The sequence below is a fragment of the Ruegeria sp. YTSA075 genome (genome assembly GCF_059610245.1).
The window spans coordinates 1-22,261 of record NZ_JBXWNG010000023.1 but is presented as its reverse complement, the minus strand read 5'-3'; the positions used below and the strand labels follow the sequence as shown (position 1 = coordinate 22,261).

General features: G+C 56.4%; 20 protein-coding genes. 2 read left to right on the top strand and 18 right to left on the bottom strand.

Features of this window, described 5'->3' with window-relative positions:
• Positions 1-384 precede the first annotated feature (384 nt).
• Positions 385-1,068, top strand: a complete 684-nt coding sequence (locus AC2FGE_RS20265) for an IS6 family transposase (RefSeq protein WP_496821126.1) — start codon at positions 385-387, stop codon at positions 1,066-1,068.
• Between the two features lie 84 nt (positions 1,069-1,152).
• Here AC2FGE_RS20265 and AC2FGE_RS20260 read toward each other — a convergent pair whose 3' ends face one another.
• The 18 genes from AC2FGE_RS20260 to AC2FGE_RS20175 form a co-directional block, all read right to left on the bottom strand.
• A complete protein-coding gene (locus AC2FGE_RS20260; RefSeq protein WP_496821124.1) occupies positions 1,153-2,091 on the bottom strand; it encodes an SMP-30/gluconolactonase/LRE family protein in 939 nt (312 codons plus the stop codon).
• Entirely contained in the window at positions 2,091-2,771 is a 681-nt protein-coding gene (locus tag AC2FGE_RS20255; protein WP_496821123.1) for a cytochrome b561 domain-containing protein, read from the bottom strand. Before AC2FGE_RS20255 ends, AC2FGE_RS20260 begins: the two co-directional genes overlap by 1 nt.
• A 59-nt stretch (positions 2,772-2,830) precedes the next feature.
• Positions 2,831-3,703, bottom strand: coding sequence for a carbohydrate ABC transporter permease (locus AC2FGE_RS20250; RefSeq protein ID WP_170537286.1), 873 nt, complete (start codon positions 3,701-3,703; stop codon positions 2,831-2,833).
• A 5-nt stretch (positions 3,704-3,708) separates the two neighbouring features.
• Complete coding sequence (locus AC2FGE_RS20245) at positions 3,709-4,635, bottom strand: carbohydrate ABC transporter permease (RefSeq protein ID WP_353012822.1); 927 nt, start codon at positions 4,633-4,635, stop codon at positions 3,709-3,711.
• Positions 4,636-4,718: 83 nt separating this feature from the next.
• Positions 4,719-6,050, bottom strand: coding sequence for an ABC transporter substrate-binding protein (locus tag AC2FGE_RS20240; protein WP_496821122.1), 1,332 nt, complete (start codon positions 6,048-6,050; stop codon positions 4,719-4,721).
• A gap of 31 nt (positions 6,051-6,081) precedes the next feature.
• Positions 6,082-7,170, bottom strand: a complete 1,089-nt coding sequence (locus tag AC2FGE_RS20235; protein ID WP_496821120.1) for an ABC transporter ATP-binding protein — start codon at positions 7,168-7,170, stop codon at positions 6,082-6,084.
• 91 nt (positions 7,171-7,261) lie between these two features.
• Positions 7,262-8,302 (bottom strand): LacI family DNA-binding transcriptional regulator, encoded by a 1,041-nt coding sequence (locus AC2FGE_RS20230; protein ID WP_496821119.1) that lies wholly within the window; start codon positions 8,300-8,302, stop codon positions 7,262-7,264.
• 60 nt (positions 8,303-8,362) lie between these two features.
• A complete protein-coding gene (locus AC2FGE_RS20225) occupies positions 8,363-9,865 on the bottom strand; it encodes an aldehyde dehydrogenase (NADP(+)) (protein ID WP_496821118.1) in 1,503 nt (500 codons plus the stop codon).
• Between the two features lies 1 nt (position 9,866).
• The gene (locus AC2FGE_RS20220) at positions 9,867-10,775 is read right to left on the bottom strand and encodes a dihydrodipicolinate synthase family protein (RefSeq protein ID WP_496821117.1); all 909 of its coding nucleotides are present in this window, start codon (positions 10,773-10,775) and stop codon (positions 9,867-9,869) included.
• A gap of 3 nt (positions 10,776-10,778) precedes the next feature.
• Positions 10,779-11,954 (bottom strand): L-rhamnonate dehydratase, encoded by a 1,176-nt coding sequence (locus AC2FGE_RS20215; RefSeq protein ID WP_496821115.1) that lies wholly within the window; start codon positions 11,952-11,954, stop codon positions 10,779-10,781.
• A 10-nt stretch (positions 11,955-11,964) separates the two neighbouring features.
• Entirely contained in the window at positions 11,965-12,969 is a 1,005-nt protein-coding gene (locus tag AC2FGE_RS20210; RefSeq protein ID WP_496821114.1) for a 4-hydroxythreonine-4-phosphate dehydrogenase PdxA, read from the bottom strand.
• On the bottom strand, positions 12,966-13,928 hold the full coding sequence (locus AC2FGE_RS20205) for a YncE family protein (RefSeq protein ID WP_496821113.1): 963 nt from the start codon (positions 13,926-13,928) through the stop codon (positions 12,966-12,968). The genes AC2FGE_RS20210 and AC2FGE_RS20205 overlap by 4 nt, the downstream gene beginning before the upstream one ends.
• A gap of 130 nt (positions 13,929-14,058) precedes the next feature.
• A complete protein-coding gene (locus AC2FGE_RS20200) occupies positions 14,059-15,210 on the bottom strand; it encodes a substrate-binding domain-containing protein (protein WP_496821111.1) in 1,152 nt (383 codons plus the stop codon).
• Between the two features lie 83 nt (positions 15,211-15,293).
• Positions 15,294-16,421, bottom strand: coding sequence for an ABC transporter permease (locus AC2FGE_RS20195; RefSeq protein ID WP_496821110.1), 1,128 nt, complete (start codon positions 16,419-16,421; stop codon positions 15,294-15,296).
• 11 nt (positions 16,422-16,432) lie between these two features.
• Positions 16,433-17,194, bottom strand: coding sequence for an ATP-binding cassette domain-containing protein (locus AC2FGE_RS20190; protein WP_496821109.1), 762 nt, complete (start codon positions 17,192-17,194; stop codon positions 16,433-16,435).
• A gap of 119 nt (positions 17,195-17,313) precedes the next feature.
• Complete coding sequence (locus AC2FGE_RS20185) at positions 17,314-18,360, bottom strand: substrate-binding domain-containing protein (RefSeq protein ID WP_496821107.1); 1,047 nt, start codon at positions 18,358-18,360, stop codon at positions 17,314-17,316.
• 20 nt (positions 18,361-18,380) lie between these two features.
• Complete coding sequence (locus AC2FGE_RS20180; protein WP_496821106.1) at positions 18,381-19,400, bottom strand: ABC transporter permease; 1,020 nt, start codon at positions 19,398-19,400, stop codon at positions 18,381-18,383.
• An 11-nt stretch (positions 19,401-19,411) separates the two neighbouring features.
• Positions 19,412-20,917 (bottom strand): sugar ABC transporter ATP-binding protein, encoded by a 1,506-nt coding sequence (locus AC2FGE_RS20175; RefSeq protein ID WP_496821105.1) that lies wholly within the window; start codon positions 20,915-20,917, stop codon positions 19,412-19,414.
• 127 nt (positions 20,918-21,044) lie between these two features.
• On the opposite strand from AC2FGE_RS20175, the gene AC2FGE_RS20170 reads away from it, so the two are divergent.
• Positions 21,045-22,106: a LacI family DNA-binding transcriptional regulator gene (locus AC2FGE_RS20170; RefSeq protein ID WP_496821104.1), complete on the top strand. Its 1,062-nt coding sequence runs from the start codon at positions 21,045-21,047 to the stop codon at positions 22,104-22,106.
• Positions 22,107-22,261: the final 155 nt, after the last annotated feature.

The window sequence follows — 22,261 nt, the reverse complement described above, 5'->3', positions numbered from 1 at the left end:
AGATACCTGTGAACCAGGCCGGCGGCGCCCCTCTTCGCACTGTATCAGGGTGTGGATGTGAAGACTTCACATAATTGAAAATTACGCCCCTTCTGCGTGTGTCCAATCCGGGGCTAATTCGAAATCGAGTTAAGACAATTCCCAAATCCTCCCGGAAAGCCGTGGCCAAATAGTAGCTCCTCAAGCCTAGCCAACATAACACCCGCCGATACTCAATTCGGCCAGGCTAAATTGCCCAAAGACACAGAACTGAGATCAAGACTCAGGCAATCCAGTAACGCCGCTTTGCGGTCAATCTGCCCGGTTCTGTCGCAAACTCCGTCCCCACCTGTCAGATCGAACGCCATTCTGTTAACGCGGGCTGGAATATGACAGGAGCAAACCGTGACGATCTCATTTAAGGGTGCGCATTTTCCGAAAGACGTGATTTTGCACGCGGTTTTCTTCTACCTACGCTACGGTGTTTCATACCGTGATCTGGAAGAAATCATGGCGGAACGCGGCGTTAATCTGGATCATGCAACACTGAACCGCTGTGTCAGCCGATATGCTGTGCTCATTGCGGACGCAGCGCGGTATAGAAAGCGTCCCACAGACCGTTCGTGGCGCATGGATGAGACATATGTGAAAGTGAAGGGTGAATGGGTTTATCTCTATCGCGCCATCGACAAACACGGCAAGACCCTTGATTTCATGCTATCCGAGCGCCGGAACAAAGCCGCTGCGACGAGGTTTTTTGCCCGCGCGCTTGAGGTAAACGGTCTACCGCGCAAGATTGTCATCGACAAAAGTGGTGCCAACACGGCCGGCATCAAGGCAATCAATAAGATGCTCAAGAGCTTTGGTTGTCCAATCCCGATTGAGATGGTCAGGCGGAAATACCTCAATAACATCATTGAACAGGATCACCGCTTCATCAAACGAAGGATCAGACCCATGCTGGGCTTCAAATCTTTCGCTTCAGCCGCATCTGTCCTGGCAGGCATAGAACTGGTCAACATGATCCGCAAAGGTCAATTCACGCCCGGACTCCGTCCGTTTCAGCAGTTTATCCAGCTGGCGGGTTAAACTGCTAATCAATTCCACAGATGCTCCGCCATCCAAAAAATTTTTGCGACAGAACCGGTACAGTGACAATAACGGTGGACCAGTTCAATTGGGGAGGCTCAACCTTCCTCCATTCACATTCAAGAAAACTGAATAGAGCGAGCTGGTCGCCGTTACAAAGAGCCGATTGAGCTTCGCGCCACCAAAGCAGACATTCGAGACAATCTCAGGAATATGCACTTTCCCGATCAAAATTCCTTGGGAATTGATGCAATGCACGCCGTCGGCGGCTGAGCTCCAAATGCGGCCATCTCGGTCCAGCCGAAACCCGTCAAAAAACCCGTTTGTACATTCGGCAAAAACATCGCCTCCGGAGAGAGATTTCCCATCATCGCTAACCGAGAACTTGCGGACATGCGCCGGACCACCCGGTGTATGAGTACCACCAGTATCAGCCACAAAGAGCGTCTTGCCGTCATGTGAAAAGGCCAGACCGTTTGGTTTCACAAAATCTGTCGCGACCGCTGTCACCTCTCTCGTGTCGGGATCGATACGATAAACATGGCAGGCACCAATCTCGCTTTCGGCGCGCTCTCCTTCATAGTCCATCATGATGCCGTAAGACGGATCGGTGAACCAGATTGAGCCATCTGATCTGACAACCACGTCGTTCGGAGAATTGAGCCGCTTGCCTCCCCAAGCATCTGCTAGAACGATGATCGATCCATCATGTTCTGTGCGGGTCACCCGGCGGGTCAAATGCTCGCAGGAAACCAAACGTCCCTGCCCATCAACCGTATGGCCATTGGAGTTGTTCGCAGGCTCGCGGAACACCGACACCGAACCATCCGTATCATCCCAACGCATCATCCGATTGTTGGGAATATCGGACCACACGAGATAGCGGCCAGCAGCAAACCAGGCAGGTCCTTCCGTCCAGCGCGCACCTGTCCACAGTCTTTCAACGCGGGCATGCCCGATGAAACAACTTTCAAACTCTTTTTCGATGACCTCAAACCCGGTGCCTTCCAAAACGCCAAACACTATTCTGCTCCTTCGCTTGAGGGGATTTCCAATTGGTCGCCGGGCCGGACAGTACCCCATCCCATTTTTGCTCTTCTGTTACCTGGCAATGATGGGTCAGGCCCCCAAATTGCCTGATATGTATCATGGGCCCGGCCAGAGCGTTGCAGGAAAATGGCAACGGCAATCAAAAGAAACCAATATCCGGCGATCATAATCCACATCCAGCGCGGCGCGTTCGACGACCAAAGCCCGCTGAGGATCGCGAGTGCCGCCAGAAGCAGCGCAAGATATCCCAACACGCGGTGAATATGCTCAAACGCGACTCGCCATGCTGTCATATCGTAGTGATCGCCGGACAGGCTGCCATCGCTTGCTGGTGCCGTGGGGCCCCCCTTGCTGCCTCGAAAGACGCCCAAAACAACCTGTGCCGTTCCCAGACCAATAACCGTATAGCCCAGGGTCGCATGCAGCCAAGCGTCAGGGCGCTCTCCTGTGTTGGCGAGGACAAGTCCAACCCCAACGAGTGACAATACATAGGCAAAGGTCTGCCCTTTCCAGTGGCACAACCACCAGAACCGATTATCCAGCTCATGCGGCCAATTCTGACCCGGCAGGATCTTGAAGTAACGTGCTGCCAAGACCGCGGCTGGACAGATCACACCCCAGGCGATCACCATGCACCGAGCATGCCAAGACACGAGGAATCCAACGTCATGTCCTCGCGTTGAGTCGATAGGTGAAAGCAGCCAATCGATCATCAGCCCTTCACCGCTCCCGCTGTCATACCGGTGATGATCTGCCGCGAAGCCACAAATGTGAAAATGATCGGCGGTACGGCCAGCAACATGCCCGTGGCCATGATCACACCCCAGTCAATGTCATATTCCGTGATCGAGTTCACGATTGTGACGGGCACTGTCCGCGTCGATCTGCCAAGCAGGGCATTGGCCAAAAGGAACTCATTCCAGGCGATGCGGAAGGTGAAGATCGCGGCAGCGGCAAGGCCCGGTTTGATGATGGGCAGTACCACCAGATAGAACACCTGAAAAGGATTGGCACCGTCCATACGCGCCGCTTCTTCCAACTGGATCGGAACCTGTACGATGAAACTCTGCAATATCCAGATAACAAAGGGCAGGTTCATTGCAGTGTAGACGAGGATGATACCTGCATAGGATTGATCAAGGTGATACTGAAACGTCCAGATGCCAAATACTGGTACCAGCAATACGGCTGGCGGGACCATCCGCATCATCAGCGTTGTCATCGAAACCGCACCACGGCCCATAAAGCGAAACCGGACCAGAGCGTATGCCGCCATACAGCCAATCAAAAGGGTAATACCTGTCGAGATTGTCGCCACGATCAGAGAGTTGCGCAGGGCGCGGCCGAAGGTCGGATCGCAATACTGCACGTGATCCGGGTTGTACCACAGCACGTCGCACAAGACCGTTTCATAGTTCCTGATCGTTGGTGTGAAGAAAAAGGCCGACACACTTTCATCGTATATGTCGACATTCATTTTGAAGGACGTCGCCAGCATCAAAAGGATTGGCCCAGCTGACATGACAACCAGCGCAGCAAGTAAAGCATAGAAAGCCGGATTTTGTTTTTCGGTCTGAATAGCCATGATCTTCAGCTTTCCGTTTGTTCGGCGGCGGCACGCATTCTGGCGGCCCGCGCTTCTTGAACCTTGGTGTACATGAACATCCCCACGGTCAGCCCCATCAGCATCAGCAACAGGACATTCGACATCGCTGCGGCCTCACCCAGTTCCTGAAACTCCTGAGCGGTGCGGAAAATACGCAAGGCAATGATCTCGGTAGACAGGCCAGGGCCGCCATTGGTCAGAACTAGAATGACCTCAAGCACTTTGAACGCATCAATCAGGCGCAACAGCAGGGTCACAATCAAAACCGGCATCATCAGCGGTATCTTGATCATTGTGATCTTCTGCCATTCGCTTGCACCGTCGATCTCGGCAGCTTCCAATGCGGACCGTGGCAGCGACTGCATGGCCGCCAGCGCGAGAATGAAAATAAAGGGTGTCCACTGCCAGACATCGGCAATCACGACCGCAATAAACGACCACGTGCTGTCCGACAGCCATGGGATACCTTCGTCAAACCCCAGACTTTTGATTGTGCGGTTAAAGATGCCGACTGTCGGGTGATACATATAGCGCCACATCAGGCCGACCACGATGGGGGCGATCATCATGGGCAGAATGAAAACAGTCCGCAGCATGGACATGCCGCGTATGTTTCGATCCAGCAGCAAAGCCAGACCAACACCCAGAGCCATCTCCAGCGTCACCACGATGAAAGCAAATTTGATCGTAACCCAGAAGCTTTCGTGGAACGCACTGTCATGCAGAAGATTGATATAGTTCTTTAGTCCAACAAACTCGGCCTGACCAATGCGCTGGCTGGGACTCCAGTCAAGGAAACTGGCGTAGATCATATACCCTATCGGATAAAGCAACGCGAAGATCAGCACGATCGCCGCCGGCGCAAGAAACAGATAAGGGGTGAGCCGATTGGCCCGTGCAACAGCGCTCATGACTGTGGCCCTTTGACTTGTTGGAGTATTGTCTTGGGAGGCAGCGCCCGATCAAGAATTCAGGCGCTGCCCCAATGAGTTACCTATTGCTGCCAGGTGTAGTAACCGGCATCATCCATGATCGCTTTGCTGCGTTCAGCCACGCCATCCAGCGCTGTCTGGATGTCAAGGTCTTCGGTCAGAACTTGGCTGAGCGTTGTCCCCAGATCAGCATTGATCTTACCCCAAACCGGGATGATCGGACGCCAGTCGGGATCGGCATGTTTCAGGGCTTCTCCGAAGACCTCAAGATGCGGTTGTTCAGCCAGTACGTCCGGGTCGGAATGCGTCGAGAACCGGGATGGGTTTCCACCGGCAATCGCGATGGCCTTGTCCGCCTCTTTCGAGGTGAGCCACTGCATCAGCAGGAAAGCCGCATCCTTGTTCTGGGCGTTTGTAGGGATACCAATGCCGAACCCACCAGTCTGGCTGCCACGGCGCGCGCCTTCGGGATGCGGAGCCCAGCCGACTTGGCCCACGACCTTTGACTTTTCAGGGTTGTTGACCTGACCGGCAAAGACGGTGGAGTCCAGGAACATCGCTGAATTGCCCTGCAGGAAAGATGCGCCTGCTTCGGCAAACCCAAAGGTCTCGGCCCCCTCTGCGCCACAATCGACAATTGTCTTCAACGCTTCGGCGGCTTTAACCCCCTCTGCGTTGTTCATAATCGGGTTCCAGTTCTCGTCGAAGATGCGACCGCCCAGAGGCGCAAGGTGCAGTAAGTAGGCGTGCGATGCGTGATGCCCCGAGGCCGCGCGCGATGCCAAGCCACCCATGCCGGGTTCCAGCTCGGGTATTTTGCACGCCAGTTCCAGCAACTCGTCGTAGGTTTCAGGAACCTCAAGCCCATGCTTTTCGAAGATGTCTTTACGGTACCCAAGGATTGATGTCTCTGATCCGAACGGGATGCCGAACAGCGACCCAGTAGGTCCCGGCAGATATCCTTTGCTGCCGCCCGCGACACCAATATTGCCGACATAGCCATCAATCAGATCATCTGCGTCATAGGCCGGATCTGCAAGCGCGGGATTCATAAAGTACTTCGCAAGGTTTTCCAACTGGTCGGCATAGACATAGTCAGCCTTGGAAAACACCACATAGGCGATCAGGTCATAATCACCTTTGTTTTTGGTCAGTTCCAGTGTCTGCTTCTCGCGCATTTTCAGGTACTGAAGCTGATCGACTTCCACGCGAATTCCGGTTTCTTCCGTGAATTTCGGCAGCACCTGCATGACCGCATCAAAATGCGGATGGGCTGGGAAGTTAACAACCAAAGTTGTGCCTTCGTAGGGTTCGTAGGGATTGGCGATGGCCAACCCGGCTGTCAGTGTCAGGGCCGCTACGCCCGCACCGGTTTGTTTGAGTAAGTTCAGCATTTGCTCCTCCCATGCTGGTTTTGGGCCGCTGTTAAAGGGCGACCTCCCTTTCGCGATCAAAGAGATGAATTGCGTCTGCGTTGACTTCGAACCGAAGGGTTTCACCCAAAGCGATGGGTGTGTCCGATTTCAGTTCGACCTCAACTTTTTGACCTGCGCAGTCACAGATCAGAACCGATTGCGCGCCGATGTATTCCGAAACAACGACCCTGAGATCCAGGCTGGCAGTCTCTGGCGCATCCGGATTGTAGCTTAGATCAGAAGGCCGGATACCAAGGATAACATTGCTCAGGTCAGCGTTCGACAGGGTTCTCTGACGGTCCTGACCGAGGCCAATTGCGAAGCCTGCGCCGGTTACGAACAACCGGCCGCTTCGATCTTCGACCGTTGCATCCAGAAAGTTCATTGGAGGCGATCCGAGGAACCCGGCGACAAACTTGTTGGCCGGGCGCTTATACAGCTCTTCCGGTGTGCCTTGTTGCTGAATGTACCCGCCATGCATCACGACGATCCTGTCCGCGAGGGTCATCGCCTCGATCTGATCGTGGGTGACGTAGATCATGTTTTTCTGCACCTGTTGACGCATCAGCGCCAGCTCAGCCCGCATCTGCCCGCGCAATTTGGCGTCCAGATTGGATAGCGGTTCGTCGAACAGAAAGGTGCTGCTGTCGCGCGTCAGCGCCCGCCCCATTGCAACACGCTGGCGCTGTCCCCCTGACAACTCGCCCGGCTTGCGATGCAGATACTCGGTGAGGCCCAGCATCTTGGCGACCTCGCCCACCTTCCTGTCAATCTCCGCCTTTGGAACTTTCTGCAGCCGCAACGCGAAGGACATGTTCCGCGCCACGTCGAGATGCGGATAGAGCGCATAGTCCTGAAACACCATTGCCAGATCGCGGGCCTTGGGCTCCAAATGGCTGACCGGTTTTTCATCAATGAAAATCTCACCGTCCGAGACCGTCTCAAGCCCGGCGATCATGCGAAGTGTCGTGGACTTCCCGCAGCCGGACGGCCCGACAAAGACCGTGAACTCGTTCTCCTCCATCTCGAGGTCAATTCCATGCAGAACCTCAAAGTCCCCGTACCGTTTCACGAGGCCTTCCAACCGTATCCGGGGCATTGTTCCTCCACCCTTTGTTACCGGTCACAATATCAGCTATGTGACCGGTCACATAGTAAATTATATTTATTCTCATCAAGGGTTTAGAAATTTAAAGGGGCTTGCAGCTTTCGCGAAACTCTACGCGCGGTGTCAGCGTTACGTGGCAAGGCGAATCTGTTGAGATTTCATCCTCGTCCAAAAGGCGCGAAATAAGCTTGCCGGTTTGCCGCCCGATCTCGGTCGGATCAACAACAACGGTGGAAATCGAGGGGGAACTGAACCGCGAAACTTCAAAGTTCCCGAACCCAACGACAGAGATATCTTCGGGCACGGATTTACCAATTTGCAGAAGACGGCTCTGAACGCCAAAGGCAGCCATGTCCGATACGCAAAACACGCATTCCACCTGCGGATACTGTTCCAGAATAACGTCAACAGCCGCAGCACCATTTTCGATAGTAAGCGGCGGCGTTCCCAACATGATCTGAGCGTCGGCGTTCAGCCCCGCACCGCGCATGGCCTGCTCAAAACCGTCCCGGCGTGCGGCGCCTCGGGTCCAATCATCCTGCCTCTCGCCAAGAAACACGATGTTCTTGAAGCCGCGCTCAATCAGCGCCGTCGTCATGTCACAAGCGGCTTTGGAATTCGAGAACCCAACCGTGTGCGCAATGGGATGTTTTGGTTTTTCCCAGATTTCCACTATGGGCACCGATACGTCGGCCAACAAATCAAGCGTGCGCTGTGTATGACCGTCGTATGAGAGAACGATCGCTTCCGGGCGGCGGCGCAACATGGTTTCAACCAACTGCTCTTCGCGCTCCGCCGAATAGTCCGTGTGTCCCAGCAGCAGTTGAAGACCCACCTTTTCCAGCTCTTCCGTCAGGCTTTGAACCGTCAACGCAAAGTGCAAGTTATTCAGAGAGGGCAAAAGCACCGCCACAAAGCCGGATTTCTTGGTCGTCAGCGATCCTGCCATCTGGTCAGGTACATAGTTCATCTGCTTGACGACTTGCAGGATATGGTCGCGGGTTTCTTTGGAAATAGGGCTGTTTTTCTTCAGTGCCCGACTGACTGTCATCCGCGAAACGCCTGCCGCTTTGGCGACGTCTCGCATCGTGACATGCGTGCGACCGGGAATCTTGTTCGTCATGCAACCACCGCCTTTGGGCAGAAGTTAGACCACCTTGTTCCCGGTCACAATCTCACAACGTCAGCCCTGCAATTCGCTGGGTAAAAGCGCTGCAGGCATATTCTGATAGCTTACAGGTCGCAGCCAGCGCACGATGGCCAGAGTACCAACCGATGTGGCGCGAATGTCCGTGCTTGCCGGATAGGGCCCACCATGCATCATCGCAGAACACACCTCGACCCCCGTCGGGAAACCATTGGCCAGCAAACGGCCTGCCTTTTCTTCCAGCATCGGCATCAGGCTGCTGGCTAGGTCTGTATCTGCGTCATCCAAGTGCAGAGTCAAGGTCAGCTGACCCTCAAGGCATTCGGCAACCGCCCGCATCTCGTCAATGGAGTCACAGCGCACGAGTATACCCGCCGCCCCAAAGACTTCGTGTTGAAGCTTTGGATTTGCCATCCATTCCTTGGCACTGACCTTGAACAGCGCTGGAACAGCCGCGCGGTTGCCGGTTGCCGCCCCGCAAGACGTGACCTCGACCATCAGGTCGCGGAACTCCCGGACGCCTTGTTCAAAAGCCTCGTGAATTCCATCGGTAAGCATCTTCTGTTCAGCCGTATCATTCAGTGCAGCCGCACAGGCCGACTCCAGCGCGTCAGACTCAGGCCCGGCCAGCATGACAGCAACGCCGGGGTTGGTGCAGAATTGGCCCGCGCCCATTGTCAGCGACGCGGCCCACCCCGCCCCGATGTCAGCGGCGCGGGCAGCCATTGCGGCAGGCAGGCAGAACATTGGATTGACCGAGCCCAGCTCACCATAGAATGGGATCGGCTGCGGACGCGCGTGGCATTGATCATAGAGGGCACGCCCCCCGGCCAGCGATCCGGTAAAGCCAACCGCCCGAATTTCAGGATGCTGCACTAGCGCAGACCCGACCTCACGCCCCGAGCCTTGTACCATCTGGAATGTCCCCGAGGGCATGCCGCACATCTCTATCGCTTTTGCGATGGCTTGCGCCACAAGCTCGGCGGTTCCCGCATGGGCGCTGTGCCCCTTGACGATGACGGGACACCCAGCAGCCAGCGCCGAGGCCGTATCCCCGCCCGCCGTTGAAAAGGCGAGCGGGAAGTTCGACGCACCAAAGACGGCCACGGGGCCGATGGCTTTGTGCGTCAGGCGCAGATCAGGACGGGGGAGTGGCGTCCGATCAGGAAGTGCGCCATCTTTGCGGATATCAAGATATCCGGTCTCTTCGATCAGATCGGCAAACATGCGCAACTGCCCGGTTGTGCGGCCACGCTCGCCCACAAGACGCGCCTCGGGCAGTCCGGTCTCAGTCATGCCGGTCTGGGTGATTTCGTCCCCCGACACATCCATTTGGTCCGCAATCGCACGCAGGAACGCGGCACGCTCGGCCTGGAGTTTGCCGGAGTAAGCGCGAAAGTCCCGGCGTGCGGCCTTGCAGGCTTCGTCCACCTGCGCAGCCGTTGCCTGTGCAAAGCTCTGCCCGTCCAGATCGTCCGACGCACGCGAATTGTCTGAGCCGACCCACTTGCCGTCGATCAGGTTTTGTCCAAGGATCATGTTATTTTCCCCAATTCAGGACCATCGGGTCCAACGGTTTCAAAAGGTCGATCAACCGGTCCCGGATGGCCGGTCGCAGCGGATCTATGGGATGACGGCAGAACTCGGACCGGATCACGCCGCCTTCGACCATCGCGGCCTTGCAGGATTGCCAGCCGCATTGGCGGTTTTCGTGGTTGATCGCCATTGCCACACGTCCATAAGCGGCGGTGGCCTCGTCAATGCGACCCGCGTGGTGATGGGTGAGGACCGGCTTGATCTGATCTACGATCATGCCCGAGGTCATCGATCCTGTGGCACCAGCATCCAGATCGGCCAACAGGGTGATGCCCTCTTCACCATCAAAGGGTGCTTCGATGGCATCACCGCCTTCCGCGATTAGCGCGCGCAGCTTGTTGGCGGCGCGCGGGCATTCGATCTTGAACAACTTCACCATGTCGATCTCTTGCGCCATGCGCACCAGCAGCGGCACCGGCAGATCGACGCCCGACAAGGGCGCGTCCTGCACCATGATCGGAATGCCGACCTCACCCACGGCTGCAAACTGTTCGAATGTCTGCTGAGCGTTCCCTTTCAGAAGCGCGCCGTGATAGGGCGGCATCATCATCACAATGTCCGCGCCCAGATCCTTGGCGAATTTCGCCCGCTCTACCGCGATCTGAGTGGCGAAATGGCTGATCGTCACAATCATCGGCACGCGACCGGCGACATGCTCAAGGCTAAGCCGCGTCAGGGTTGCACGTTCTTCGTCTGAAATAAGGAATTGTTCCGAGAAGTTGGCCAGAACGCAAACCCCGTCCGCGCCCTGATCGATCAGACAATCCAGAACGCGCTTCATCCCCTCAAGATCAAGCGAGCCGTCATCGTTGAACGGCGTCGGCGCGACGGGCCAGATACCGGTGTAAGTCATGGTTTACTCCGTTATCTCAAAATGTTTTAGGTGCTTGTCGGTGATCTTGATCCCCAGACCGGGCTTGTTGTCATCCAGGTCCAGCATTCCGTCTACGGCATCCGGATCGCCTTCGAAGATGTAGTAGAACAGCTCATTTCCAACCTCGACATCGAAGACCGGGAAGTATTCACTGATCATGCAGTTGGCGTTGGCCATAGTCAGATGGTAATTGTGCATCTGGCCCGCATGCGGGATGACCGGCACCTGAAAAGCCTCGGCGATGGCGTTGATTTTTTGCGCCGCCGTGATGCCGCCGACGCGATTGGTATCATATTGCAGGACGCTGACGGCTTTTTTCTCGATCAGATCTTTACAGCCAATGACCGAAAACTCGTGCTCACCCCCCGAGATCGGCACGATGTTCATCGCGTTGAGCTCGCGATAGCCTTCAACATCATCAGCAATGACCGGTTCCTCCAGCCAACGCGGTTCATATTGGACCAGCTTTGGCAGCATCCGCTTGGTGTAGTCGAGGTTCCAGCCCTGGTAGCATTCCAGCATAAGGTCCACATCGTAGCCGATCACCTCGCGCACCGCTTCAACCCGTTTGAGGTTCTCGCGCATACCCGCCATGCCGTCCTTTGGTCCCCAGCCAAAGCGCATCTTGTATCCGGGATAGTTGTTTTTCTTAGCCTCTTCCGCCTCGGCCTGCATAGCCTCAATAGGGCCGGAATAGAGCTTGGAGTAATAGACCGGAATCTTTTCCTTGGTGCGACCGCCCAGCAATTTGAACACTGGTTTGCCAGCCAGTTTGCCCATCAAATCCCAGATCGCCAGATCCACGGCCGAGATCGCCGTCATACCAATGCCTTTGCGGCCCCAGGCGTGACTGCGCCGGTACATCTTTTCCCACAGATAAGCATAGTCGAACGGGTCTTCGCCGATGACCATAGGCCCGAACCAGTCATCAATCGCCTTCTTGACCACCGTGGGCGCAAGCGCAGCATTGCCGATACCGATGGTGCCGTCCTCGGTCTCAATTTCGCAGGTCAGCCACTGGTGGAACCGGAACGATGACATTGCATCGCCCTTGTCCCAAAGGACATCCGATGCATTGGTGCAGAAATTGCCGGTGGGTGGCACAGTCGGCCCGGTCCAGTTCCAGACGCGGGTGCGCACGGATTTGATTTTGGTCATCTTGGTCTCCTCAGTCCGCGCAGCGTTCTGCGCGATGCGTCTTTGCCATACGCACCAACAGGTCGAACGCCTGCCGCGTTGCGCCCGGATTGGCCTTGTTCTGTCCGGCAATATCGAAAGCGGTGCCATGGGCCGGGGTCGCCACCGGAATGGGCAACCCACCGGCAACGGTCACGCCGCGCTCAAACCCCAACAGCTTGATCGCGATCTGACCCTGGTCGTGATACATGGTCACAACCGCATCGACCTCACCGCGCTGCGCCTTCAGAAACACCGTGTCAGACGGCCATGGCCCCGTCACGTTCAACTGTTTCTGCTGTGCTTTGCGCACGGCGGGCTCCAGAATGTCGATCTCTTCCCGCCCGAATTTTCCGTTGTCGCCGGCATGGGGATTCAGCGCGGCTACCGCGATGTTGGGGCGGGCTTTCCCGGCCTTTCGCAGCGTTTCATTGGCCAGATTGACCGCCTTCAGTATTCCGTCTTCGGTGATATTGGCGGCGACATCTTTAAGACCAATGTGAGAGGTGACGCGCGTTGTCATCAGCTCGTCCAGAACGTTGAGTTCCGAGTGGTATCCATCATGGCCCATATAGCGCGCCATATAGCGGTGTTCATCCTCGGCATTCAGGCCTGCCGCTGTCATCGCGGCCTTATTGAACGGTCCAAACAGGATGCCATCGACCTGTCCGGCCATCGCCAGATCCATCGCTTGGTCGAGACAGCGAAGGGATGTGGTTCCGCCCTCAACGGTGACCTCTGCGATCTTCACGTCTTCGGGTGCAATCGTATCGAGCTCAAGATGCGACAGACCCGGTTGATCTGCCACCGCATCCACTGTGTTTAGCGGCACATCCAGTTCGGCCTGTTCCGCGCCGCGCTGCCAGAGGTGACTGTCACCCACCAGAACAATATCTGCGGCCTCCTGCACGCCGTCCTGGTTCAGCAATTTGGCAATCAGTTCCGGTCCGATCCCCGAAGGGTCGCCGGGTACGATAGCAATGCGCGGTTTCGTCATGCCGCAGTCTCCCAGTGTTTTGAAAATCCATCGGGCAGGATCACCATCACATCCGGTTCCTTGCCCGTATCAAAGGTCTGCACCACCTCGAACGTGTCGAGGTTGAACCGCTGCACCTGTTCGCAATCAATAGCGATATAGGCGAATGCGGCCTCGTCATCGATACACAGCGCCAGCGGGTTCGCAGGTGTTTTCTGTTCGTGCACCATTTCCCCCGTTGCCTCGTCAAAGACGGAAAACGACCCGCCGAAGTGGTTCATCGTGACCAGCCGGTTTCGTTTCGCATCGTAGTAGATGCGGCAGGGGTCATCTGGCGTCGGAAAGCTGCGCTTGATTTCCAACGTGTCCGTATTGATCACTGCCACGGTGTTGGAAATGCGCTGCGAGGTATAGAGCGTCTGCGCCTCTTCCCGCAGGCAACGCCCTTCGGGTTTCTGACCGGTCTTGATCGAAATCGGAGCAACAGATGCATCATAGGGGTTGAACACCGTCACATCGCCCGAGGTCAGGTTCATCGAATAGGCCGTGTGCCCGTCTTTGGTCAGCGCAAACAGATGGCATTTGGTGCCGCCGGTGGGGGTGATGTGATCCCAGCCCTGATCGAAGGCGCGCGGGTTTTCCTTGACCAGCAGATGTCCGGTCCATTCCGAAAGCACATAAAGCCGGCCTTGTCCGTCAAGACCGATCCCATGCGGGCGGGCGTGCTCGCCCAGATCATAGGTGTGAACGATTTCCTGCTTGCGGATATCAATCACTATGACCGAGCGGCCATCGGTGCCGTCGATGCCTGAATTCTGCACACCGTAGTGTCCGACATAGGCATAGTGAAAATCGTCATCGACCACGAACTCATGGGGGAAATGCGGCAGATCCAAACGACCCTGACGGGCACCTGTTTCAATATCGTACCAGCTTACGCAATGGCTGCATTTTTCGATCAGCATCATGGATTGCGCCATCTTGGATCCCTTTCCACATCAACTTTTTTTCTTATGTGACCGGTCACATCGTTATTAACCGCACAAGCAAACGTCAATCCCCAATTCGGTTTGAACCGTGGGTATGGGCGGGGTTCCCCGCCCAGCCCGTTTAGCGCTCTAGCGCGCCAACACCCGAAAACCGGAACGCTTCCTGTTCCAGTGCATCCAGTTCTTCGGTGCTCATTTGGTCATGCGCGACCGTGATCCGACCGAGGAAGACAAAAGGCAGTTCGTCCTGGCGGCCCTCCATATGCGCCTTGATCGCTTCGGCTGTCGCCGCGCCGACGTCATCACCCATGCGCATGGGCGTCGCGTCCAGCTCGCCTCGGCGGATGGCGTCCAGTTCAAGACCAGTGCCGCCCCAACCGGTTGAGAACACGTCTTTCTCTTTGCCAACTGCAACCTGTGCTTCGACTGACCCCATCGCCATCGCGGTGTTGGCGTTATGGATGATCGTGGCTTCGGGGTAGGCTTGCAGGATCAAGCTGGTGCCCTCAAATCCGCCTTCGCGCTGGTACTCACCGTAGTGCTCATAAACGGTGGTCCAGTTCCCTTTCTCTTCGACGCAGGCCTTGAAATCACCTGAACGCTGGTCGTCGGTAATGCCAGGAATTCCGCGGTTCATCGCCATCGTGACGTCACTGCCCAGCCGTTCCAGCATATAGTCGCACATGGTCAGAGCACCGGCGGCTGAGCTGAAATCGAACCAGGCATCCGGCTGATTTGTCAGCTCTTTCGGCGGCGTGTGGAAGGCCCAGACGAAGGTTGCAAACCCGTCATTTCCGGCCATCTTGTCGATATTGTCCGCCTGAATAGCCAGTTCCGACGGGCCAAAGATGACAAAGTCATAAAGGTCCGCATCCTGAACCACCTGATTGGCATAGGTCGATTGCAGGCTGTGTTCGATCTGACGGCTGGCGAACTCGGTGGTCTCGAATTCGATACCCAACTCGTCCAGACGCTTAGTCATCGCCAGATAGTTGCGCGCCCAGAAATCCGACGTGTCGGCAGAGGGGTAAATCAGCGCGATCTGCAGCGGCCCGTCCTGCGCGCCCGAGTACTTGACCGCCTCGGCCCCCGTCACGGCTTGCAATGCTTCCAGCTTGCCATCGGCATTCACCTCACCGGGAACCCAATAGTCGCGCTCTTCGATGCCCGGCAGCTCTTTCAGCGGCAGTTTTCCGTGCCCGTCGGCAAAGGCCGCAGTGGCACACATGCAAAACGCGCTTGTCGTCAGTAGTGCTTTGTTGAATTGTTTCACGGTAAGTCCTCCCTTTCGCGAACATTGTGGGGTCTTGCAGGTGCGCAGGGACTCCTACCTCCCGGCGCACCACCTTTATTGCCTTAGCCGCTTGGCGCAGGCTCGGTTGCCAGCCCGGCCCCGAGGGCCAGCAACAGCATCAGTGCTCCGATCAACGCGGCGGAGAAACGTATCAGTTTCTGCGCTTCTTTGGTGCGCAGCCCGGCCAGCAGGCTGCGTGCGCCATCGCGATCTTTCTTTTGCATCCATGTGTAGAGCGCGACCGAACTGACAATCACGACGCCCGAGGCAACCGACTGCCAGAAGAATTCGATCCGCAGCGTGACCAACGCGTTGATCATCATCGACAGAAGCAGAACACCGGCCAGCGACCCCAGCATCGAGGCGCGCCCGCCGAACAGCGAGGTGCCGCCCACCACAACCGCCGCGATGACATGCAGGTTGAAATACGGGGCCGAGGTCGCCTGAATGGCGTTCAGCTTACCGGTCAGCATGACACCCGCCATCGCCGCCGCCGCACCCATCAGCACATAGGCATAGATCTTGTGGCGATCGACGGCCACGCCGGTCATTTCACTGGCTTCCGGGTTCGAGCCAATGGCAATCGTGTAGCGCCCGAAATAGGTGCGGGTCAGCACGACATAACCAATCGCCATGGTGATCAGACCCAGAACCACCGGAACCGGAATGAAACCGGGAATCTGACCGCGCCCAATTTCAGTGATCAGGTCGGGGAAACGGGCCAATACCAGCCCCTTGGCAATCACCAGTGCCAGACCGCGATACACAAGGTCCATGGCCAGCGTGCCGATCAGGTCCGGCACCTTGAACCGGGTGATGACCAAACCGTTGATCAGCCCCATCAACGCGCCGAGAACAATGGCCAAAGGCACCGCGACCCAGGCCGGAAACCCGTATTGCTTGACCAGAAAGGCCATCAGGATCGCGGACAAAGCCGCGATGGACCCAATCGATAGGTCGATCCCGCGCTGGGTAATGACGAAGGTCATTGCCATCGCCATCGGCATATAAAGCGCGGCATCCAGCAGGATCAGGTTGAGGTTGGTCAGGCGGAAATACCGCGCCGGTTCGGCGATGCCCATAAAGAGAAGGATCGCCAAAATCATAACCATTGGGCCGATGAAAGCCAGATACGGCTCAAGCCGGTCCATGATGGTTCTCTGGTCTGGGTTTGTCATTGCTGCGGACATGTCGTTCTCCTTCACGCGGCCGCATCCCGGGCACCGACGATCAGGCCCAGAACATCTTGAACGGAACTTTCCGCAGTTTTGACGACGCCAGCCGCGCGGCCACGGCGCTGCACATGCACGCGGTCCGCGACCTCAAAGACGTCATCCAGCGAATGCGAAATCAGGATCACGGCAAGACCCTGTTCGCGCAGCGTCTTGATCAGTTTCAGCGTCCGCGCGGTTTCCTGCGGACCCAAAGCTGCCGTGGGTTCGTCCATGACCAACAAGCGCAGATCTTCGTGATACACCGCACGTGAAATCGCAACGGCCTGCCGCTGACCACCCGAGAGGCTTTCAGTCATCACATCCATCGACCGAAGCCGGACGCCGAGCCGTTCTTCCAGCACCCGTGCGGCCTCGGACTTCATGCGTTTGTTGTCTAGAAACGGAATGCCGAACACGTTTGTGGTAAGCTCATTGCCCAGAAACATGTTGGCCGCCGGAGACAGGTGATCTGCCAGCGCAAGCGTCTGGTAGACGGCATCAATCCCGTTGGCGATTGCGTCAGAGTGGCTGGCCATTTCCAACGGCTTTCCATCCAACAGAATATGACCTTCGGTCGGTTGGTACACACCGGTCAGAATCTTGATCAGGGTGGACTTGCCTGCCCCGTTGTCGCCAACAATGGCAAGTACCTCGCCCGCATAGGCCGTCAGGTCTACATCCTGCAGCGCGGTCACCCCGCCAAAGCGTTTTGTTATTCCTTGCATTTGAACCAATGGCTGATCGCTCATGGTTTCCTCCTTTGCACAAAGCTCCGCCATGGCGGTTGAAAGACCGCTGAGTTGGCTTTGCGTTGTGTCATCTTTTCGAGCGGGGCCCTCGCCAATTCAGGCAAGGACCACCAGATCGGTTACTTGCCCCAGATCATTGCGTAGGCTTCGCGATAAGGGCTGTCCGGGTCGAACTGATTGCTGTCGCCCAGCTTTGCCAGACCTTCCTCGGTCACCAGTGCGGGCGACGTGACATAGCCAGAGCACGCCTCGCCCTGAATGGCGCGGTTCAACTCATCTACCAATTGCCAGCCTTGCAGATTCAGCGGCTCGGCCACGGTGATGGTCTGATAGTTGCCGCTGCGGATCCGCTGGAAGGCAGCCTCGGAACCATCACCAGCCGAGCCCGCTTGAGGCCCGTCGTCGGACGAGATACCCGCCGCCGCCAACGCAGGTCCCATGAAGTCAAAATAAAGATCGTTGATCGCTAGCGCGTGTGTCCACTGGTCGCCGTATTTCTGCAGCAGGCTCGTGGTCAAAGGTCCCATTCGGGCCGATGTATCGGCGATCGGAGTATCGACATATTCCAGCACCGTACCGCCCGCAGCTTCGATGGTTTCCTTGATCCGATCGGCCTTATCGATGGCGATCTGATAGGTCGAGTCGGTGAAGATTATCGCGCCGACCCCGTCGCCGCCGTCTTCCATGGCCCATTCGGCAGCCACCTCGGACACCGTCATGGCGTCGGTTGAAACATTGGCAAAGATGCCGCCGGGTGCGTCACATCCGATCTTTGGACCGGAATGCCAGGCGACCATTGGAATGCCTGCACTGACAACACCTTCCAGTGCGGCTTGCTGTTCGACAGCGTCAAAACCGTTGATGATGATGCCGTCCGGCTGCAAAGCCAACGCCTGGCCGATGGCTCCGGTCCGCCCCTGAATGGAACCGGCTCCGTCCAGCACGCGAACGTCCCAGCCAATGGTGCCAACTGCTTCCTCGACGCCATTGGTGACCCCGAGAATACCACCGTTTTTGAGGTCGCCAGCAACGACAACAATGGATTTACCCTCTGCGGCTGTTGGTCCGCTGGTGGGGCCGTCAAACGCCGTCTCGGCGGTCACCGGAAATCCCAAACCGGTCAGAAGCGCGGCAGCGGATACCGCCATGAAAGTCCGTTTCAGCATAATCTCCTCCCTTATGCTGTTTACTTTTTGGCGCCTTTGCGTCGCTGAGCGTAACCGGCGATACCGATTGCGATCAGAAGCGTGACACCGTTGAACATCGGCTCGACCCAAAAGGATCCACCGAATTGCTGAATGCCCGAGATACCAACAGCCAGGATCGCGACACCCACGACTGTTCCCCAAACATTCACGCGTCCCGGCTTGATGGTCGTGGACCCAAGAAAGGCCCCGACCAAAGCAGGTAACAGGAATTCAAGACCGACCGAGGCTTGCCCGATCCGCAATTTCGACGCCAGCAACACGCCCGCAAAGGCGGTGATCAGGCCTGATGACATGAACGCACCAATGACGAATTTTCGCGTCGGAATACCGTTCAGCTGCGCGGCGCGCTGGTTTGCACCTATCGCATAGAGATACCGGCCAATCGGCGTGTACTCCAGGATCAGCCACATCACGACAGTGATAGCCAGCACATAAAACCCGGTGATTGGCAGGCCGAAGACAAAGGTGCCGTTGATGGCATAGAAACTCTCCGGCAACGCGCCGACCATCTGACGTCCGCCTGTGTGCCACAGCGCCAGAGCATACAGGACCGTGCCTGTTCCCAGCGTGGCAATAAAGCTGTCGATCTTGGCGACCTCGACCAGCAGACCGTTCAGGAAACCAGTCAGCAGGCCCAGCAACAGAACAATCGCCACCGCAATCGGCCACGGAATGCCGTACAAGGTCTGTAGAGAAATCGCCAGGACATGCCATAGTACAATCCCATACCCGACCGTCAGGTCGATACGGCCTGCCGCCATCGGTATCATCGCTCCCAATGACAGAAGCGCAATGATTGCCTTGTCCGAGATAATCGCCCGTAGGTTCAGAAGCGTTGGGAACGTGTTCGGCAGAAGGATCGAAAACAGGATGATCAGAAAGCCCGTCAGCAGGACCAGACCATAAACCGGCAGAAACCGCAGGATTCGTGTTTTGACCGAGGCACCTTTCAACTCGGCCTTGGTGGGTTCCAGCGCGTTGGATTCAAGCGATTGCATAGTCGTATTCCTTAACTCGCCACGGCGTTCGACGCCGAGGCAGCCTGTATCAGGTTTTCAGTAGTCAGTTCAGTGCCGGTCAGCTCGCGTACGATCTGCCCCTGACTGAAGACAATAGCGCGATGGCAGATGGCCGCGACTTCCTCAAAGTCTGTCGAGACGACAATGATGCCAACGCCGTCCTCCATGGCGCGGTTCAGCAGGGCGTAGATTTCTGCCTTGGCACCAACATCCACTCCGGCTGTCGGGTCTTCACAAATCAAAAGCTTGCGTTTGGTTTCAAGCCAACGCCCGATGACAACCTTTTGCTGATTCCCACCCGACAAGCTTTCGATCGCCATGCTCTGATCGTTTGGAGACAGAGCCACATCCGCACCAATACGCGCCGCACTTTCCGTTTCAACCCGATGGCTCATGAAGGACAGCAACGACCGGCCTATGGCCGCAGGATTGAGGAATGTATTCTCACGGATCGTCAGCGACATGGCGACAGATTCTTCGGTTCTGTCCCGCGCCACCAGGCCGATCCCGGACGCCATTGCAGTTTGCGGCGAGCTCAGGTCAGGCGTTTCACCATGCAGGTTTATCTGGCCGCTAAACCCTTCCGACCCGAACAGCGCGCGCGATACGTTCTCATGCCCTGCGCCGCGCAGTCCCACAAGACCGACGATCTCATTGGTCTGCAGTTGAAAGCTGACATTATGCGCCGCTTCCATATTCAATCCGGACACCTCAAGCAGCGTATCGCCTGGCGGGATGTCCGGCTTCATCACCTGCCGCGTCTTGCGGCCAACAATCATGTAAACCAGTTCTTCCGGTGTGGTATGGTCGATGCTGCGCAGACCCACCATCTCGCCATCCCGCAGAACAGCAACCCGGTCGGCAATCTGAAAAATCTCATCCAACCGATGAGACACGTAAATCATGCCGACGCCCTGCTCTTTCAATGGGCGTAGCGCCTCGAACAGCCTCTCAACCTCATCTGCTGGGAGAGACGCCGTTGGCTCATCCAGAACAAGATAGTCGCAATCCACCGCCAGCGCACGCGCGATTGCGACAAGAGATTTCTCGGTGCGTGACAAGTCCTGAACCCGTGTGGTCGGATCGAATTCACATCCCACCTTGTCCAAGGCCTCCTGCGCAAAGCTGTCGACCGACTTCCAGTTGATCAACCCACTCTTTCGAGAATAGCCCAAGGCCAGCGCGATGTTCTCGGCCACTGTCATCCATTCGATCATGCCCAAATCCTGGTGGATAAAGGCGACGGACTGGCGTTCACCAAATCCGCCCGGGCGATGTTCATAGGGTTGGCCGTTGATCAGAACCCGCCCTTCATCCGCTTTGTGAATGCCGCCAAGGATTTTGATGAGGGTCGATTTGCCTGCCCCGTTTTCGCCCAGGAGGGCTACAATCTCACCGCGCTCGACATTCAGGGAAACATCCCGCAGCGCATAGGTGCCGCCAAAATGCTTCTTTATCCCGTCGAAGAACAAATTGTTTTGCGCAGTGCTAGGCACAGCTGCCTCCTCCCAGATCTGGGTAACTCCAATGCTCCTCAACATCGTATTGAGTTACCCGTAACGTTACGCTAGCATTCGCACAGGCCATACGAATGTCAACAAAAAAGAGTTACCCGTAACGTAAATGAGCAGTGACCCTGATAAAATAAGTAAAAACAACAAGGTGAGCCTCGCGGAAGTGGCAAAGGCTGCAGGCGTTTCGAAGATGACTGCCAGTCGAGTCTTGCGGGATGAAGGCGGTTTCTCGGAAAAAACGCGTGCCAAAGTAATGGCCGAAGTGGACAGGTTGGGGTATCTGCCGAATCGTTTGGCAACGGTTTTTGCCGGTGACAAAAAGTCGACTTTTGTCGGCGTCAGCATCCCGGAACTGGGCAATGAAATCTTCGCCCAGGTGCTGGAAGGCATAGATCGCAAACTTGGTGCGTTCGGCCACCAAACCGTTTTGGGCCTCACCGAGCATGAAATCGACCATGAGGAAAAATGGATCGAGACCGTACTGTCCTGGCAACCTGCCGGGCTGATTATCACAGGTCGCTCGCACAGCCAAAAAGCGATCCAGATGCTGCGCGGCGCGGGTATCCCGTTGGTCGAAATCTGGGATTTCAATTCAAGCCCGTTGGACATGTGCGTGGGGCTCAACCACTTTGACAGCGGCTACAGCATGGGTCGCTATTTGGCTGGAATGGAGTATCAAAAATTCGGCTATGTCGGCACATCGCATGACGTGGCCAACGCGGCGACGGCACGTCTTCACGGATTTTCAAAAGCGATCGAAGATGCAAACGGGCGGTTGGAAAAGCAGTTGCTGCTCAAAGACACGCCGGGGTTCTACACCGGGTTCTACGGCACGGAACAATTGTTGGCAGCCCATCGCGACGTTGAGGTCATCTTCTACCAAAACGACAATATGGCGATCGGCGGGCTGCAATATGCGCAGAAGATCGGGTTGAGTATTCCCGACGATATCGGAATTGCGGGATGGGGTGACTTGCCAATTTCGGCGATTCAACCTTATCGGTTGACTTCTATTGCAGTTCCCCATCTCAAGATTGGCCAGATTGCGGCCGAGATGGTTCTGGCCCAAATCAACGGCGAACCAGTCAAGTCCACTACAGATGTCGGGTTTAGGCTTATTCCTGGGAGTACGGTACGAAAGAAAAAAATAGACCGAATGAGTAAGTTGTGAATAGCCAGCTAGGTGGCGCAAGGGGCTCTGTTGCAAACTTTTGGCGGTTGACGGTCTGGTGGCTATCGGGTGAATGACTGGTTCTGTCGCAATTTTCTTTGAAGGCTGATGATATCGCGCAGGCGGGTCTATTCCCCTGCCAGTTGGGCAAATTG